This window comes from Kluyvera sichuanensis, from assembly GCF_040930405.1.
Classification (GTDB): Bacteria; Pseudomonadota; Gammaproteobacteria; order Enterobacterales; family Enterobacteriaceae; genus Kluyvera; species Kluyvera sichuanensis.
Genome location: NZ_CP162271.1, coordinates 1,337,500 through 1,354,323, shown reverse-complemented (window position 1 = coordinate 1,354,323; position 16,824 = coordinate 1,337,500). Strand labels below are relative to the sequence as shown.

Annotated in this window: 14 protein-coding genes and 1 pseudogene; 7 read left to right on the top strand and 8 right to left on the bottom strand. The window is 55.0% G+C overall.

The annotated features are described in order from the left end of the window. The first annotated feature begins 60 nt into the window (after positions 1-60). The gene (gene aldA, locus AB2B48_RS06720) at positions 61-1,506 is read left to right on the top strand and encodes an aldehyde dehydrogenase (RefSeq protein WP_333010325.1); all 1,446 of its coding nucleotides are present in this window, start codon (positions 61-63) and stop codon (positions 1,504-1,506) included. Positions 1,507-1,565: 59 nt separating this feature from the next. Here aldA and AB2B48_RS06715 read toward each other — a convergent pair whose 3' ends face one another. The 4 genes and pseudogenes from AB2B48_RS06715 to gap all read right to left on the bottom strand — a co-directional run bounded on the left by AB2B48_RS06715 (position 1,566) and on the right by gap (position 5,383). After that, positions 1,566-2,492 (bottom strand): alpha/beta hydrolase, encoded by a 927-nt coding sequence (locus AB2B48_RS06715; protein WP_368301235.1) that lies wholly within the window; start codon positions 2,490-2,492, stop codon positions 1,566-1,568. A 31-nt stretch (positions 2,493-2,523) separates the two neighbouring features. Next, a pseudogene (locus tag AB2B48_RS06710) lies at positions 2,524-3,497 on the bottom strand (bifunctional transcriptional activator/DNA repair enzyme AdaA). Next, positions 3,481-4,257, bottom strand: coding sequence for an isocitrate lyase/PEP mutase family protein (locus AB2B48_RS06705; protein WP_368301233.1), 777 nt, complete (start codon positions 4,255-4,257; stop codon positions 3,481-3,483). Before AB2B48_RS06705 ends, AB2B48_RS06710 begins: the two are co-directional and overlap by 17 nt. Before the next feature lie 124 nt (positions 4,258-4,381). Next, positions 4,382-5,383, bottom strand: coding sequence for a type I glyceraldehyde-3-phosphate dehydrogenase (gene gap, locus AB2B48_RS06700; protein ID WP_368301231.1), 1,002 nt, complete (start codon positions 5,381-5,383; stop codon positions 4,382-4,384). Between the two features lie 227 nt (positions 5,384-5,610). Between gap and cybB the strand changes: the two genes are divergently transcribed. From cybB to AB2B48_RS06675, 5 genes are all read left to right on the top strand, one after another. Beyond that, on the top strand, positions 5,611-6,138 hold the full coding sequence (gene cybB / locus AB2B48_RS06695; protein WP_220440632.1) for a cytochrome b561: 528 nt from the start codon (positions 5,611-5,613) through the stop codon (positions 6,136-6,138). Between the two features lie 70 nt (positions 6,139-6,208). Beyond that, positions 6,209-6,847 (top strand): leucine efflux protein LeuE, encoded by a 639-nt coding sequence (gene leuE, locus AB2B48_RS06690; RefSeq protein WP_185668688.1) that lies wholly within the window; start codon positions 6,209-6,211, stop codon positions 6,845-6,847. Positions 6,848-7,086: 239 nt separating this feature from the next. Beyond that, a complete protein-coding gene (locus AB2B48_RS06685) occupies positions 7,087-7,362 on the top strand; it encodes a metal/formaldehyde-sensitive transcriptional repressor (protein WP_368301229.1) in 276 nt (91 codons plus the stop codon). Between the two features lie 23 nt (positions 7,363-7,385). Continuing rightward, positions 7,386-8,504, top strand: a complete 1,119-nt coding sequence (locus tag AB2B48_RS06680; RefSeq protein WP_368301227.1) for an S-(hydroxymethyl)glutathione dehydrogenase/class III alcohol dehydrogenase — start codon at positions 7,386-7,388, stop codon at positions 8,502-8,504. A gap of 138 nt (positions 8,505-8,642) precedes the next feature. Beyond that, entirely contained in the window at positions 8,643-10,340 is a 1,698-nt protein-coding gene (locus AB2B48_RS06675; protein WP_368301225.1) for a methyl-accepting chemotaxis protein, read from the top strand. A 95-nt stretch (positions 10,341-10,435) separates the two neighbouring features. On the opposite strand, the gene AB2B48_RS06670 is transcribed toward AB2B48_RS06675, so the two are convergent. Beyond that, positions 10,436-12,811: a glucose/quinate/shikimate family membrane-bound PQQ-dependent dehydrogenase gene (locus AB2B48_RS06670; RefSeq protein WP_368301223.1), complete on the bottom strand. Its 2,376-nt coding sequence runs from the start codon at positions 12,809-12,811 to the stop codon at positions 10,436-10,438. Between the two features lie 425 nt (positions 12,812-13,236). On the opposite strand from AB2B48_RS06670, the gene AB2B48_RS06665 reads away from it, so the two are divergent. Then, positions 13,237-14,190 (top strand): lipopolysaccharide core biosynthesis protein RfaZ, encoded by a 954-nt coding sequence (locus AB2B48_RS06665; RefSeq protein WP_368301221.1) that lies wholly within the window; start codon positions 13,237-13,239, stop codon positions 14,188-14,190. 30 nt (positions 14,191-14,220) lie between these two features. Here the strand turns inward: AB2B48_RS06665 and AB2B48_RS06660 are convergent, their stop codons facing one another. The 3 genes from AB2B48_RS06660 to pcaH all read right to left on the bottom strand — a co-directional run bounded on the left by AB2B48_RS06660 (position 14,221) and on the right by pcaH (position 16,714). Then, on the bottom strand, positions 14,221-15,144 hold the full coding sequence (locus AB2B48_RS06660) for a LysR substrate-binding domain-containing protein (protein ID WP_185668694.1): 924 nt from the start codon (positions 15,142-15,144) through the stop codon (positions 14,221-14,223). A 212-nt stretch (positions 15,145-15,356) separates the two neighbouring features. After that, on the bottom strand, positions 15,357-15,977 hold the full coding sequence (gene pcaG / locus AB2B48_RS06655) for a protocatechuate 3,4-dioxygenase subunit alpha (RefSeq protein ID WP_185668695.1): 621 nt from the start codon (positions 15,975-15,977) through the stop codon (positions 15,357-15,359). Beyond that, positions 15,974-16,714 (bottom strand): protocatechuate 3,4-dioxygenase subunit beta, encoded by a 741-nt coding sequence (gene pcaH, locus AB2B48_RS06650; RefSeq protein WP_185668696.1) that lies wholly within the window; start codon positions 16,712-16,714, stop codon positions 15,974-15,976. Before pcaH ends, pcaG begins: the two co-directional genes overlap by 4 nt. Between the last annotated feature and the right edge of the window lie 110 nt (positions 16,715-16,824).

Sequence of the window (16,824 nt, the reverse complement as noted above, 5' to 3'; positions counted from 1 at the left end):
TGTATATGTATTTAACAATATTTTTACTTGTTAACGACCTAACACAGACAGGAGCAGCTCATGACGTCACCCGTACAACACCCGATGTATATCGATGGTCAGTTCGTCAGCTGGCAGGGCGATAGCTGGATTGATGTGATTAACCCGGCAACCGAAGCGTGTCTTTCCCGTATTCCTGATGGCGATGCCGAGCACGCTAAGCAAGCGATTGATGCCGCTGAGCGCGCGCAGCCAGCCTGGGAAGCGCTGCCAGCGATTGAACGTGCCGGATGGCTGCGTAAAATTGCCGCAGGCATTCGCGAACGCGCGGCGGAGATTAGCCAGATGATTGTTGCCGAAGGTGGCAAAATTCAACAGCTGGCCGAGGTTGAGGTGGGTTTCACCGCTGACTATATCGAGTACATGGCCGAGTGGGCGCGTCGTTACGAAGGGGAGATCCTGCAAAGCGATCGCCCCGGTGAAAATATCTTTGTCTTTAAACGTGCGCTGGGGGTGACCACCGGGATTCTGCCGTGGAACTTCCCGTTCTTCCTGATTGCCCGCAAGATGGCACCCGCGCTGATTACCGGCAATACCATCGTTATCAAACCAAGCGAGTTTACGCCGAATAACGCCATCGCCTTTGCTGAAATTGTTCATAAAATTGGCCTGCCGAAAGGCGTTTTCAACCTGGTGCTGGGGCGCGGGGAAACCGTGGGCCAGGAGCTGGCGGGTAACCCGAAGGTGGCGATGGTCAGCATGACCGGCAGCGTGGCCGCGGGTGAGAAAATCATGGCGGCGGCGGCAAAAAATATCACCAAAGTGGGACTTGAACTGGGCGGTAAAGCACCGGCGATTGTGCTGGATGATGCCGATCTTGAGCTGGCGGTGAAAGCGATTGTCGACTCGCGCGTGATTAACACCGGGCAGGTGTGTAACTGCGCCGAGCGCGTCTATGTGCAGAAAGGGATTTACGATAGCTTCGTCAATAAACTGGGTGAAGCGATGAAGGCCGTGGCCTTTGGCGACCCGGCAAAACGCAACGATATTGCGATGGGGCCGTTGATTAACGCTGCCGCGCTGGAGCGCGTAGAGCAGAAAGTGGCGAAAGCCGTCGCTCAGGGCGCGAAGGTGGTGTTAGGTGGTAAAGCGGTAGAAGGTGCCGGTTATTTCTACCCACCAACGCTGCTGCTGGATGTGCGCCAGGAGATGAGCATCATGCACGAAGAGACCTTCGGCCCGGTGCTGCCGGTAGTGATGTTCGATACGCTGGATGAGGCGCTGAAAATGGCGAACGACAGCGACTACGGCCTGACCTCATCGGTCTATACCCGCGACCTCAACCAGGCGATGAAAGCCGTGCGCGGCCTCAAGTTTGGCGAAACCTATATCAACCGCGAGAACTTTGAAGCGATGCAGGGTTTCCATGCGGGCTGGCGTAAGTCCGGCATCGGCGGGGCGGACGGTAAGCATGGGCTGAATGAATACCTGCAAACGCAGATGGTCTATTTGCAAACGCAGGGCTAAGTGCTATTCCCGGCGTCGCGTTGCTCGGCCGAGCAACGCGACGCCGGGATCTCACCGCGCTAAACCTTCGTCGCAATCCAGTTCATCATCAACCGTGGCCACACCGCCACCGGTAACCCCTCGGCATCACGAATACCAAACCCGTGTCGCCCCTGTTCAAACAGATGCATCTCTACCGGCACCTGCTGCGCGTGCAGCGCATTAAACAGCGCCAGACTGTTTTCCACCTTCACCGCCGGATCGTCAACCGCATGCAGCAAAAAGGTCGGCGGCACCTGACGGTCGACGCGTTTTTCCAGTGAGTAATGCGCACGCTGGGTCGGGTCTGGCGTATCGCCAAGCAATGCACGGCGCGAACCAGGGTGGCCGAACCCCTCGTCCATGCTGATAACGGGATAGACCAGCGCCATAAAATCAGGGCGGGCAGAAATCTCATCAATCTCGTCCAGCGGCGGATAGGCCTTCTCCAGATAGCGCGTCCCCAGGCTTGCCGCCACGTGCCCGCCAGAGGAGAAACCGAGAACGCCGATTTTGTCAGGCGAAATCTGCCAGCGTGCGGCCTGGCTGCGGAGGGTTCGTATGGCGCGCTGAACGTCCGCCAGCGGGGCATTGGCACCCTCCTGGTGACCGTCTCCCGGCATGCGGTAGGTCATCACGAATAGCGTATAGCCTTGAGCGGTAAAGTCGGGGGCGAGCGCCGTGCCTTCTTTATCCAGCACCACGCGCTGATAGGAACCGCCAGGCGTCACCAGAATCCCCACGCCGTTGGGATTGTCTGGCTGAAACACCGTTATCTGCGGTGCACGAACGCCGGTGACTGCGCGATCCCACGCGCTGCTGCCGGTGTGGTCGCTTTCCAGCACCGGCGTTACGGTACTGGTGCTGGCACCCGGCGCATCGCCGCCGGGCCAGAGGGGGAAAGTGGTGGACGTGCGGGCTGCCTGGGCCATCCGTGTTAGTAATAGATCCTTGGGCGTTGCGTTCATGGCATCCTCAATCGGTTTGATGTCGCGCGGATTATCTCTCCACGCGGGCTATTTTTGCCTCGTGTTCCTGTAGCCAGGCTTTACGGGCAATGCCGCCGCAACGGCACGGGCGGCGGTCGGTTGGTTGAGCGTTTCGGCCAGCGCCTGATAGTGGGTGGTTTCACCGCAGGGGAGCAAACACAATGCCTGCCAGACGCGGCGTTGAAAGTCGCTGCCGGGAGTATCCAGCGCCAGGGTAAAGCGCTGACGCTGTCCGGCAAAATACTCGCTAATCTCTTTTTCAGCCTGTCGGGTATGATTATTTTGCCCGGCGATAATGCGGGCATTCAGCAGGCGCTGAATGTCGCTAAATTCGGTCTCCAGCATGCGGCGGTCGACAAACTCAAGTAGGCACACCCCACGTTCGCTGGCGCAGACGAACATCGGCCCAATCGGCGTGGTAAAGCGGTGAATCAACAGCGATTGCTGGACCGTTGCCGGAGAGTGGCCGGTGAGCTTTTTATAGGTATAGCCGAAGCCGCTAAGCGACTCGTAGCCGCTATCAAAAGCCACATCCGTGGCGCTGCGCCCGCTTTTCAACTCCTGCAGGGCAACGTTAACCCGCTGCATCCGCTGGAACGCCTGAAAGGTGATGCCGTGGTGGTGCAAAAACCAGCGTCGGACGCGCTCCGGGCTGAGGTGGTGTTCACGAAGCTGAGTATCGCTGACGCGCGCTTTCGGCGTTTGCCGCACCAGAGCCAGCGCCTGCTCGATAAAATCCGGTGCGCTGCAGGCATTTTCGGTAGGGCGGCATACCTTGCAGGGGCGAAAGCCTGCGTCCAGCGCCGACTTGAAATCACGGTAAAACTCCACGTTTTCACGCTTCGGTTTTCGTGCGCGGCACACCGAAATACAGAACACCCCGGTGGTTTTTACCCCGACGTAGAAAACGCCGGTATACTCCGACGCCCGCGCTAGCAGTGCCTGGTACCAGGTGTCGCACTGGGCACTATCGGTGACTTTCATCGTCGAAGACTCCTGCAAAGGACGGCTGATGGCGAAGGGTTAACAGTAGATCGTTTAGCTGGGTTTGTATTGCACTATGTACCGCATTACCCATTGAAATGCGACGTACTCCAAGTTCTGCCAGCGTGGCGAAATCGGCCAGGTCGGGAACCGCCATCACGTTCAGCGGTAGGGTGGTTCGCTGGGCAAGCGCGGCAATATCCTGCAAACGGTGGACGCACGGCACAAACAGCCCGTCGGCACCGTTTGCCGCATAGCGAGTAATTCGTGACAGTGTCACTTGTAGTGCATCAAGTTCACCGAGCAGAAAGGCATCGGTACGCACGTTTAAAAAGAGCGGGCAGCCACTGGCGTTGAGCGCTTTGTGGATCTCTCGCAGTTGATGAGCGAAACAGTCAGTATCTATCAGGCGTCGTACACCGTTGTGAACCCGGCTGTCTTCCAGATTCACGCCTACCACGCCAAGTGCTCTCAGTTGCAGCAAATTCTCCACAATGCCATCGACGCAGTCAGCATAGCCAGCTTCCATATCCACGCTGAGTGGTAATGACGTACAGGCGCGAATACGGCTGACGAGATAGCGTAGTTCGGCAAAAGGAAGACCTTCGCCGTCGGCGTAGCCCAACATCGCCGCCATGGCGGCGCTGGACGTTCCCATCGCCTGATACCCTGCGTTTTGGGCCGCCAGCGCGCTGGGCACGTCCCAAACGTTAGCGATAAGCAGCGGATGAGTTTGATGGTGCAATTGGTTGAAGTTCATGAGGTTCTCCGATTGTGTGTGCCAGCGGAGTGTGCCGCGATGAGCAAAACGCCAGCAACCGAAAATCGGACGACCATTTTTGACAGGGAAGACGGCGGGGGCATGATGCCGCCCGCCAGAGGCGTTACATTTTGGCGAATTTTTCCAGCACGCGAATCAGTTGGGTCACAAAACCATATTCGTTATCGTACCAGGAGACGGTTTTAACCAACTGCAGGCCGCCCGCCTCGGTCACTTCGGTTTGGGTGGCATCGAAAACGGAACCGAAATGGGTGCCGATGATATCGGAAGAGACAATCTCCTCTTCGGTATAGCCAAAAGATTCATTGTTGTGCGCCGCGTTCTTCATCACCTGGTTGACCTCCTCGGCGGTCACTTTCTTACCCAGGATGGAGACCAGCTCGGTTACCGAGCCGGTTTTGGTCGGCACGCGCTGGGCATGGCCCTTCAGCTTGCCGCTCAGCGCCGGGATCACCAGGCCAATGGCCTTGGCAGCCCCGGTGGTATGCGGAATGATGTTCTCTGCGGCCGCACGTGAGGCGCGCAAATCCTTACCGCGCGGGCCGTCAACCAGCGACTGGGTGCCGGTGTAGGCGTGAATGGTGGTCATGGTACCGACTTCAATGCCAAATGCATCGTGAAGGGCTTTGGCCATTGGAGCCAGGCAGTTGGTGGTGCACGAGGCGACGGAGATAATCTTATCGCTGGCGTTCAGCGTATCGTCGTTGACGTTAAAGACGAGGGTTTTCATGTCGCCCGCAGGGGCGGAGACCAGCACTTTTTTCGCCCCGGCATCAATGTGCGCCTGCGATTTTTCCGTTGAGGTGTAGAAGCCGGTGCATTCGACAATCAGTTCAGCGCCCTGGGCGGTCCAGGGAATGTTTTGCGCCTCTTTTTCGGCGTAAACGGTGATGGTTTTACCATTCACAATCAGCGCATTATCGTTGTAATCCACGCTCCACGGGAACGGGCCATAGTTGGAGTCATGCTTTAATAGATAAGCCAGAACTTTGGGGGAGGTGAGATCGTTAATCGCGACCACTTCATGACTGCTGGATACGTCCAGTAAACGGCGCAGAACCAGACGACCGATGCGCCCAAACCCGTTAATGCCAATTTTACTCATGGTGCTCTCCTGTCAGTGATGGGATGTCAGCCCAATACGCGTACGTCAGATCGATTCAATGAATAAGTGTGGTTTATGTATTTCACCTGTCCAGGCTTAGTTCAGCGCGCCGGGAAGGACAACGCTGTCGCGAAAATTTAATTTGTATCGATTTGAAAAAGTTAATGAAATTTTAATGAATCGCGGCTATTTTGCTTTTTTATGTTACTTCTCAGAGTATTTTGGCGATGAACGATAAATATTCCCGCTTACAAATTGCCATCCATTGGCTGGTCTTTCTGCTGGTGGTGGTGGCCTATGCGGCGATGGAGTTACGCGGATTTTTCCCCCGCAGCGACCGTCCGGTTATTAACATGATCCACGTCTCCTGCGGGATTAGCGTACTGGTGCTGATGGTGGCGCGTCTGCTGATTCGCCTGAAACGTCCGGCGCCGCCAATCGTGCCGAAGCCGAAACCGATGATGACCGGCATGGCCCATCTGGGGCACCTGGCTATCTACCTGCTGTTTATCGCGCTGCCGCTAATTGGTCTTATCATGATGTACAACCGTGGTAACCCGTGGCTGGCGTTTGGTATCACCATGCCGCACGCGGCGGAGGGGAATTTCGACCTCGTCGATACGCTTAAACACTATCACGTGTTCCTCGCCAACCTCGGCTACTGGCTGATTGGTCTGCATGCGCTTGCCGCGCTGGCGCACCACTATATCTGGAAGGACAATACGCTGCTACGCATGATGCCGCGCAAGCGTTAACACGCTTTCAACTCCCTGGGCTCTGCGCTACCATAAGTCTTATGTCTGACGTATGAGTGGAGAGAACAGGGTGTTCGCAGATTTTGGTGTACTTAATTACTGGACCTATTTGCTCGGGGCCATCTTTATTATTCTGGTGCCGGGGCCGAATACCTTCTTCGTGCTAAAGACCGGCGTGTCGCACGGTATCCGCAAAGGCTATATGGCGGCGCTCGCAGTGTTTATTGGCGATGCCGTTCTGATGTCTCTTTCGTTTGCGGGCGTCGCCACGCTGATTAAAACCACGCCGGTGCTGTTTAATATTGTCCGCTACCTGGGGGCCATTTATCTGCTCTATCTCGGCGGCAAGATGCTCTACAGTACGCTGAAACGTCAAAATGCCGAACACGATGAAGCGGCGGAACCGGGCCACGCTATCTTCAAACGTGCGTTAACGCTGAGCCTCACCAATCCGAAAGCGATCCTGTTCTACGTGTCATTCTTCGTGCAGTTTATTGACGTTCACGCGACAACCCCGGGCCTGGCGTTCTTTATTCTCGCGGTGACGCTGGAGTTGGTGAGCTTTACCTACCTGAGCTTCCTGATTGTCTCTGGCTCGCTGGTGACGCGCTATGTGAAAACGCGTAAAAAACTGGCGAAAATCGGTAACAGCCTGATTGGCCTGGTGTTTGTCGGCTTCGCCGCGCGTCTGGCAACGCTCCAGTCCTGATAACTTCCCTGGCCCGGTAACCCTTATCGGGCCAGTCTGTTTTATTCCTTTTCACATCACGATAACGGCGCAGGCCGGCCATCACATCCCCGTAATAAACGTCTAAACTTAGAGCTCTGGATGCGTAAACCCGCGCCGCTTGCGATATGCTCTTTCGCGCATTTGAAAAAAATAAAACATTTATTTTACATCAACACAATGAGATTGATAGTATACCCCCCTATACTATCGGAGGAGCTATGCCGCATTCACTCGAAGACAAAAAACGGGCATTAAGCCGAGTGCGCCGTATTAAAGGGCAGGTTGAAGCGCTGGAACGCGCGCTGGAATCGGGTGACTCCTGCCTGACCATCCTGCAGCAGATTGCCTCGATTCGCGGGGCCTCTAACGGCCTGATGGGCGAGATGGTTGAAATGCACCTTAAAGATGAACTGGTCAGCGGTGAAACCACGCCGGATCAGCGGGCGGTGCGCATGGCTGAGGTCGGTCACCTGCTTCGGTCCTATTTAAAATAATCCCCATAATGGAAAAGAGAGTTATGAAATCACGTGCTGCAGTTGCGTTTGGCCCAGGTCAGCCGCTGAAGATTGTGGAAATTGACGTTGCGCCGCCGAAAAAAGGCGAAGTGCTGGTCAAAATCACCCATACCGGCGTTTGCCATACCGATGCATTCACGTTGTCAGGGGATGACCCTGAAGGCGTGTTCCCGGCGGTGCTTGGCCATGAAGGCGGCGGCGTGGTCGTTGAAGTGGGCGAAGGGGTAAGCAGCCTCAAGCCGGGCGACCATGTTATTCCACTGTATACCGCAGAATGCGGCGAGTGTAAGTTCTGTAAATCGGGCAAAACCAACCTGTGCCAGGCGGTACGCGCCACTCAGGGGAAAGGGCTAATGCCGGATGGCACCACCCGTTTCTCCTACAACGGCGAACCGATTTATCACTATATGGGTACCAGCACCTTCAGCGAGTACACCGTCTGTGCGGAGATCTCACTGGCGAAGGTGAACCCGCAGGCGCCGCTGGATAAAGTCTGCCTGCTGGGCTGCGGCGTGACCACCGGTATCGGCGCAGTGCACAACACGGCGAAAGTGAAAGAGGGCGATACCGTGGCGGTGTTTGGCCTTGGCGGCATTGGTCTGGCAGTGATTCAGGGCGCGGTACAGGCAAAAGCCGGGCGCATTCTGGCCGTGGACACGAACCCGGAAAAATTCACCCTGGCGCGTGAAATGGGCGCAACCGACTTTATCAATCCGAAAGACTACGATAAGCCGATTCAGGACGTGATCGTTGAACTGACCGACGGCGGTGTGGACTTCAGCTTCGAATGTATTGGCAACGTCAACGTAATGCGTTCGGCGCTGGAATGCTGCCATAAAGGCTGGGGCGAAAGCATTATCATCGGCGTGGCCGGTGCGGGTCAGGAAATTAAAACCCGTCCATTCCAGTTGGTGACCGGTCGCGTATGGCGTGGTTCAGCATTCGGCGGCGTGAAAGGCCGTACCCAACTGCCGGGCATGGTGGAAGAGGCGATGGCGGGCAAAATTCAGCTCGACCCGTTTATTACCCACCGTCTGCCGTTAGACCAGATCAACGAAGCGTTTGATCTGATGCACGAAGGGAAATCTATCCGTACCGTCATTCATTTCGGCGATAAATAATCCTCCCCCTAACCAGCGGGATTGTCCCGCTGGTTCTCCGAAGTGTGACCCGCCTTGCGTTTTGCACCATTGCTGATAACAAATCAGCGCTAATGGCCGATGACTCTATTACTTACCTCAAGTACAAGAGAGTCACTCATGGAAAAAAAATCCGCGCAGCCGCGTCGCGCACAAAAGGTCGGCTTCTTACATCATATCCGTCTGGTGCCGTTTTTCGGCTCAGTACTGGGCGGCATTCTGGTACTGTTCGCGCTGAGTTCAGGGCTGGCGGGCTATTTTATGTGGAAGGCCGATAACGATCAGCGCGACGTTACCCAGGAGTTGCAGGTGCGCGTGGGGCTTTCCGACAGCGCCAACTATCTGCGCGAAGCCCGTATCATGATGATTCACGCCGGTGCGGACAGCCGTATTGCTGAAATGGAGAGCATGAAGAAAAACCTGGCGGCGGCAGAAGACAGAATCAAACGCTCTCAGGATGGGTTTAAGCTCTACGCCAACCGCAGCGTGAAAACGCAGGCGGACGAAGCGCTGGATGCCGAAATGAATCAGCGCTACAGCGCCTATTTAGAAGGGATGGCGCCGATGCTGAAATACGCCAAAAACGGCATGTTTGAAGCCATCATTAACTATGAAAGCGAGCAGGCCCGCGCGTTCGACGACGCGTACAACGATGTGCGCAATAAGGTCATTACTATTCGTACCGCTCGTGCCAACCAGCTTGCCGAGATGGCCCACGATCGTACCCGCCTGGGCGTGATATTTATGATCGGCGCATTTGTGCTGGCGGTGCTGATGACCATCGTCACTTTTACTACCTTACGTAACGTGGTGATCCTGCCGTTGCAGCGCGCGGGCGTGCGCATTGCGCAGATTGCCAATGGTGACCTGACGATGCCGGATGAACCGGTAGGGCGCAGCGAGATTGGCCAGCTCAACGGCCATCTGCAAAAAATGCAGCACGCGCTGGTGCAGACCGTGGGCAGCGTGCGTCAGGGAGCAGAAGAAATTTATCGCGGCACTAGCGAAATCTCCGCCGGCAATACCGATCTCTCTTCTCGAACCGAGCAGCAGGCGGCGGCGATTGAACAGACGGCGGCCAGCATGGAGCAGTTAGCCGCAACGGTGAAACAGAATGCCGAGAACGCCCATCATGCCAGCAAACTGGCGGAGGACGCGTCGGGCAAAGCAACGCGCGGCGGCCAACTGGTCTCCGGCGTGGTGTCGACGATGGGCAGCATTTCGACCAGCTCGAAGAAAATTTCTGAGATAACCTCGGTCATCAACAGTATTGCCTTCCAGACTAACATTCTGGCGCTGAACGCGGCGGTGGAAGCGGCGCGTGCGGGTGAACAGGGGCGCGGATTTGCGGTGGTAGCGAGTGAAGTGCGCACGCTGGCAAGCCGTAGCGCCCAGGCGGCAAAAGAGATTGAGGGGCTGATCAGTGAATCAGTGACGTTGATTGAACGCGGCTCAGGCGAAGTGGTACGTGCGGGCACCACGATGACCGATATTGTGGATGCGGTAAAACGCGTGACCGATATCATGCTGGAGATTGCGGCTGCGTCTGACGAGCAGAATCGCGGTATTCAGCAGGTGAGCCAGGCGGTCACCGAGATGGATAACGTGACTCAGCAAAACGCCTCGCTGGTGGAGGAAGCCTCTGCGGCGGCGGCTTCACTGGAAGAACAGGCGGCACGCTTAACCGAAGCAGTTGGAACCTTCCGCTTACAGTCTAGTGAACGTGTTGAAACGGCCAAAGCGACAGTAAAGGCCACCTTTAACCCCGCTCGCCCGGCGGTAGCTACCGCAGGTGCGGATAACTGGGAAACGTTTTAAGCGAGAGCCATTCGACCTGCAAATAAAAAAGCCTCGTCACCGTAAAGGTGGCGAGGCATCGGTTTCCGTCACCGAATATGTGACGGACATTCGGCTTAATGACTGTCCGGCAATGCGTAGGCAATAATGTAATCACCGCGATCTGGTGACTGGCGCGCACCACCCGCGTTAATGACGATGTACTGTTTGCCGGTTTTCGGCGATACATAGGTCATTGGGCCAGACTGACTGCCAACCGGCAGACGGTCTTTCCAGATCTCTTTCCCGGTTGCGGTATCAAACGCACGCAGATAGAAATCCTGAGTACCGGCGAAGAACAGCAGGCCGGACTGCGTCGAGAGCGACGCGCCAAGCGTAGGCATCCCGATAGGAATTGGCATATGCATGCGGATCCCCAGCGGCCCGGTATCTTCAACCGTACCAACCGGTACCTGCCAGACGATTTTCCCTGACTTCAGATCCACCGCAGACATGGTGCCGAACGGCGGTTTCTGGCACGGAATGCCCAGCGGCGAGAGGAAACGCTCGCGCATGGCGCCGTACGGTGTACCGTCCATCGGTACAATCCCCATCTCGATACCGCTGGCATTCTTCGCCACATTGGCGCGTGGCACCATATAGTTTGCCAGCCCCAGACGCATATCGTTGACGAACATCAGGCTGTTGTTCGGGTCAACCGACACGCTGCCCCAGTTCATTCCGCCCAGTGAGCCAGGATACTGCAGGGAACGGTCTTCGCCAGGTGGGGTGAAGATACCCTGATGACGCATCTCTTTAAACTGGATGCGGCACAGCAGCAGGTCAACCGGCGTAGCGCCCCACATATCGGACTCTTTCAGCGTTTCGTTGCCGATCATCGGCATGCCAACGGAGTAAGGCTGAGTCGGCGAGTAGCGTTCGCCGGGCACGTTGCCTGCCGGAACTGGACGTTCTTCGACTTTGGCAACCGGCTCACCGGTTTCGCGATTGAGCATAAAGATCATGCCCTGCTTGCTGGTCTGGACCAGCACCGGCGTGGTGCCGCCTTTACCATCTGGCAGGTCGTATAACAGCGGCTGCGACGGCAGATCAAAGTCCCACAGGTCGTGGTGGGTAGTCTGATAGTGCCAGCGCACTTTACCGGTGGTAGCATCTACCGCCACGATGGAGGAACTGTACTTATCGTCGAGTGCGGTACGTTCACCGGCCCAGAAGTCAGGCGTGGCGTTACCGGTCGGCAGATAGACCAGGTTCAGTTTCGCGTCGTAAGACATCGCGGACCAGACGTTTGGCGTACCGCGCGTATAGGTCATCCCTTCTGGCGGCAGGCCGGTCAGGTTAGGGTTACCTGGGTCCCACGCCCACGCGAGTTTACCGCTATGCACATCGTATGCGCGCACTACGCCCGGCGGTTCGCCGGTGGAGAAGTTATCGGCCACGCGGCCGCCCACGATCACCACATTACCCGCCACTAATGGCGTAGAGGTCTGCTGATAGTAGCCCGGCTTGATATCACCCATCCCGATGCCCAGATCAACCACGCCGTGGTCGCCAAAGTCGTCGCACACTTTACCGTTATCGGCATTGATAGCGATAAGACGCGCATCGGTGGTCGGCAGGAACAGACGACGAGGGCAGGCGGCAGGTTGAGTTGCTGGTGCCTGCGCGTTAACGGACGAGTGGTCTTCAAAGTATCCCAGACCACGGCAGCGCTGCCAGTTAGGCGCAGTGGCTTTCGAATCGTAGCGCCATTTCTCTTTGCCCGAGTCAACGTCCAGCGCCAGTACTTTGCTGTACGGGGTGCAGACGAACAGGGTGTCGCCGACCTGCAGCGGGGTGTTTTGATCTTCCGCACCTGAGCCGTTGCTTTGCGGAATATCGCCGGTATGAGCAACCCATGCCACCTGGAGCTTATCGATGTTCTGCTTATTGATCTGGTCTAACGCGGCAAAACGGTCGCCGTGGGTGGTGTTGCCCCAATGCTCCCAGTTTTTCTGCTCATCGCCGGGCGTCACCGGTTTAACCGGCACCGCTTCGGTGGCGGAAACCAGCGTTTGCGGCTTGAACATACCGCCCATGCTCACCAACAGCACAACGGCAATCACGGCGGCGAGGCCAAAGGCCGGGCCTTTTTTCGCGGGCTGAACGTGCGACATAAACGGCCACACCAGCGCACAGAGAAACGCCAGCACGCCAAAGGTAAACAGGCGCGAGAAGAGCGGCCAGAAATCCCAGCCTGCGTCGCTGATTGACCAGACGACCGCCACGATAAACGCCAGTGCGTACAGCACGATCCCGCCGCGACGCTGACGGGCAATCAGAATGGCGCTCACCACCATCACTAGCCCCATCAGGGCAAAGAACCAGGAACCGCCGACGCTGGCGAGCTTCGCCCCCAGCGCCCCGATAGCCAGGCCGACGATCAACATCAGCGCGATAAGAAGCCACTGCAGGACTCGTGGGAATCCTCGTGGCACGTTGCCAGTTGCCATACCGTTCTCCTTAAAACAGCAAAAGTGGGCACGATTGAACCAGATGGTGTTTTTGGTCCGTGCTTTTGTTTTGAATGAAGCGAAAATGAGTTTCTAAGTGACGAATTTAGTTCAGTAATGAAACCATCAATGAACCATTTGGTTAAATTATGGATATGATAGATCTGTTAAATTGCATTGCGCAATTGTTAAAAAATAATTTCGCATTAATTGTTTATGGCCAAGGCGTTGAGCGCAGGAGCTGTCGCTTTAGAAGGGGGAGCAGCACGGTTTTGTAAGGGCAATCCAATTCTGTAGGTTTAATTTATAACGTTTCTGTGGCGGCATTCCACGCTGATAATATGCTTATATCTGCGCGATAGTATTTTAATAACTCACTGAGTTAGTGTGGGTGTATTATGCGGTACCACCATGGCGCTATCTGAATGTATCGTTTTACTTTAATTATTATCGAAGTATCTATGGATATCATTTTTATGACAGGGATTGATTCATTCTTTAAATGGATGTGCAAAACACTATACCGAACAACGCATTCAAAAAAATATCATCATAATAAAAATTTGTGGCCTTATTTTAAGGTGGTTAGAAAAACATCTGGAGGTATTGACAAGGTTTATTATAAGCGGAAGGAAATAGAAAGCATTGTATTGAAAACAACGCAAAGAGCGAAACCGCTGATCATTATGGCCACTGGCCCATCGGTTAAACATATCGAAAGCACGTTTTTTGATGATACGTTTGACTATCTTGGTGTTAATGGAGCTTTTTCCATAAAAACAATTGATTATGATTGGTATGTGATTATTGATAGAACGTTTGTATTAGATCGAATGGCACTGGTGAAAGAGATTGTTGCCACAAAAAATATGACCCTGTTTTGTACTTACTCCAGTCTGGAGTCGATCTTTACGCATATCAGTAAGAAAGACATTCACTGTCAGATTAAAATCTTTGAAGTAGCAACGCAGGTAGGGATTTCTCGATTTCTTTCACCGCTGGCACCTATTGATTATAATGATGAAAGTTTCCATTTTTTTAATGATTTTGGCTTTGCTGACAATATTGATAAAGCCATTTTTGATTATGGAACAGTCGCATACCCTGCGCTTCAGATTGCCTGCGTATTAGGTTACAAACGGATCTATATCGTTGGGCTCGATATGAATAACTTTAATGCGCCTCGTTTTTATGAAACGGAAAACGATAAACTCTCGACGGGGCTGGACAAAGATTTCGCTGCCATCAGCAGCGCTTTTATATCAGCAAGATCGTATTGTGAACTGAATAATATTCAGGTTATCAATTTATCACCAGACAGTGCGATTGGCGCTTTCCCTAAGATGCGCTGGGATAGGGTCGAAAAGGCTATCCGGTGACTGCGGCTCTGCTGAGCCGCAGTCATCGGATCAGGAAGGCATTGATTTGCGAACCGCGCTAAGCAGCGTTTGCGCACCGGCTGAAAGCGGGGTGTCCACCCGCGTGAGAATACCAATGGGCTCTCCCTGGCCCTGCGTGGCGATTGGCAGGGCGGTGAGGACCCCGCGACGCAAATCGTCTTTCACCGCGCCGGAAGGCACAAACCAGATATAGTTGTAATCGACGGTAAGCTGGCGCGAGAGCGAGGCGGAGAGCGTCTCGATACAACCCGCAGGCATTTTACAGCCCTGGCTTTGCAGCAAGGTTTCCGCATTCTGGCGCGGGACGGTGCCTTTTGGTGACACCACTACCGGCCACTCCAGTACGCGGCTCAGGGTAATGTTTTCGTGCAATAGCGGGTGATCGGGGCGTACCACCAGCTTCAATGACTCCAGGAACAACAGCTCATAGTTCAGCCCGGTCATCAGCTCCGGGTCAGACATGCGACCAATCCCCAGATCGATATCCCCGGACTTCAGGGCGGCCAGCAGCATGGTGTTATTCATGGTGGCAACCTGGAGCGTCACATCTTTTTGCTGCTGGTGGAACTGACCTATTACTGCAGGTAATACGCCGAGGGCAGCCGTTGGCAGGGCACCGATGCGTACCACATCATTGTTAACACCTTCTTTACGAATTAACGCCTGACCGGCGGTATTCAGCGCATCAAGCACCTTCACCGCATGGGTTAAAAACTGTTCACCGACGAGGGTCAACTGTGCGCCCAAACGGCCGCGTTCAAAGAGGCGAGTACCGGTAAGTTGCTCGAGTTCATTGAGCGTCTTGGAGAGCGCTGGCTGGCTTAGATTAAGGGTTTCAGCCGCACGCCCTAAAGTTCCCTGTTGGGCGACGGCTACGAATGTGTGCAGATGGCGCAGACGAATGCGCTGACTAAAGAGAGCATTTTTTTCCATAGGCGATGTTAAAAACAGAGCGGTACGGGTGACAAGTGATGTTGTTTAAATTTGATAACTTGCTAGCAAATTATTATTAACATTTGTGCGGTTTAACAGACAAGTGATTTGTTGGGGTTGTCGATAGTCCCGGCGTCGCTTCGCTCGGCCGGGCTACCTATCGCAAAGTAGCCCGGCCGAGCGAAGCGACGCCGGGGAAAAGCGCACCAACCTTACAGATCAAAAAACACCGTTTCGTTCTCACCCTGTAAATAGATATCGAAACGGTACACCGTCTCGTTACCGCGCGTCTCTTTGTGCCCAATCAGCGTCTTGCGACGCACTTCCCATTCGATCAAATTCAGCACCGGGTCTTTCGCGTTTGCCTCCTGCTCATCGGAGAAATACATCCGCGTATTCAGGCCGATGTTGATCCCACGCGCCACGATCCACAGATTGACGTGCGGAGCCATCATCCGCCCATCGCGGCCCACGGCCTGGCCGGGTTTAATGGTGTCAAAGCGCCACACGCCGCTGTCAAAGTTAGAGCAGGCGCGACCCCAGCCGCGGAAATCCTCATCCAGCGCTTTTTCCTGCTGCTGGTCCGCCACATGGTTGTAGCGCCCGGCAGCGTTGGCCTGCCAGATTTCAATCAGCACATCGCGCACCGGCGTGCCGGAACCATCAAACACGCGCCCCTCAATGGCGATGCGTTCGCCGGGCGTATGGCTGTTGGCAAGCGTAGCGCCGAAGTTCTTTTCAAAGATATGGAAGCCCGCAGCGTCCGGAGCCAGACCGATATGTACATATGGGCCTGCGGTTTGCGAGGCGGTTTCCGGTAAATAGTCTTTCATCGTGCAGCCCCCTGGGTGCGATTTTCAAACAGCGTGGCGCGTTGTCCACGCAGCACCAAATCAAAACGATAGGCCAGACAGTCGAGCGGCACAGCGGCGTGAGTATCCAGCTCCGCAATCAGCGTGCGAACGGCATCATCGTTATTGATGGTTTTGACGATAGGGCACTGCTTGATAAGCGGGTCACCCTCAAAGTACATCTGGGTAATCAGGCGCTGGGCAAAGGCTTCGCCAAAAATGGAGAAGTGAATATGTGAAGGACGCCAGTCGCTTGCCTGGTTGCGCCACGGGTACGGGCCGGGCTTGATGGTGCGGAAGAAGTAGTAGCCGTTTTCGTCGGTCAACACGCGTCCACAGCCGCCGAAGTTAGGGTCAATCGGCGCCAGATACTGGTCTTTCTTATGACGGTAACGCCCGCCAGCGTTAGCCTGCCACACCTCTACCAGCGTGTTTTTCAGCGGCCGACCGAAGCCGTCGCGCACGTAGCCGTGAACGATAATCCGCTCGCCAATGGGTAGGCCGTCTTTGGCGTAGTTGAGAATTAAGTCGTTATCCAGCGGGCCGAGATCCTGCTGCGAAAAGACCGGGCCGGTAATTTCTGACAGTGAGTTTTGTAGTGAAATAAGGGCGTTACGCGGCGAACGCAGGACGCTGGTTTTATAGCCTGGGGCGTAGGCCGGGGGATGATTGTTGTAATCCCGGTGAATCACTTCTTGCGGTGACCATTTCGTGCTCATAGGTGGCTCCGTGTAGGGTATTTTATTATTGCCGCAGACAGTGTGTGTAAATATATTGTTAATTTAAAGTGAATTTAAGGTGCATTTTAAATAACCTCAGGTTATGCAAT

Excerpts from the sequence above, each read along its gene's own strand:
- aldA (WP_333010325.1), top strand. The coding sequence starts at position 61 with ATGACGTCACCCGTACAACACCCGATGTATATCGATGGTCAGTTCGTC.
- AB2B48_RS06715 (WP_368301235.1), bottom strand. The coding sequence starts at position 2,492 with ATGAACGCAACGCCCAAGGATCTATTACTAACACGGATGGCCCAGGCA.
- AB2B48_RS06705 (WP_368301233.1), bottom strand. The coding sequence starts at position 4,257 with ATGAACTTCAACCAATTGCACCATCAAACTCATCCGCTGCTTATCGCT.
- gap (WP_368301231.1), bottom strand. The coding sequence starts at position 5,383 with ATGAGTAAAATTGGCATTAACGGGTTTGGGCGCATCGGTCGTCTGGTT.
- cybB (WP_220440632.1), top strand. The coding sequence starts at position 5,611 with ATGAACGATAAATATTCCCGCTTACAAATTGCCATCCATTGGCTGGTC.
- AB2B48_RS06685 (WP_368301229.1), top strand. The coding sequence starts at position 7,087 with ATGCCGCATTCACTCGAAGACAAAAAACGGGCATTAAGCCGAGTGCGC.
- AB2B48_RS06680 (WP_368301227.1), top strand. The coding sequence starts at position 7,386 with ATGAAATCACGTGCTGCAGTTGCGTTTGGCCCAGGTCAGCCGCTGAAG.
- AB2B48_RS06675 (WP_368301225.1), top strand. The coding sequence starts at position 8,643 with ATGGAAAAAAAATCCGCGCAGCCGCGTCGCGCACAAAAGGTCGGCTTC.
- AB2B48_RS06670 (WP_368301223.1), bottom strand. The coding sequence starts at position 12,811 with ATGGCAACTGGCAACGTGCCACGAGGATTCCCACGAGTCCTGCAGTGG.
- AB2B48_RS06665 (WP_368301221.1), top strand. The coding sequence starts at position 13,237 with ATGTATCGTTTTACTTTAATTATTATCGAAGTATCTATGGATATCATT.
- AB2B48_RS06660 (WP_185668694.1), bottom strand. The coding sequence starts at position 15,144 with ATGGAAAAAAATGCTCTCTTTAGTCAGCGCATTCGTCTGCGCCATCTG.
- pcaG (WP_185668695.1), bottom strand. The coding sequence starts at position 15,977 with ATGAAAGACTATTTACCGGAAACCGCCTCGCAAACCGCAGGCCCATAT.
- pcaH (WP_185668696.1), bottom strand. The coding sequence starts at position 16,714 with ATGAGCACGAAATGGTCACCGCAAGAAGTGATTCACCGGGATTACAAC.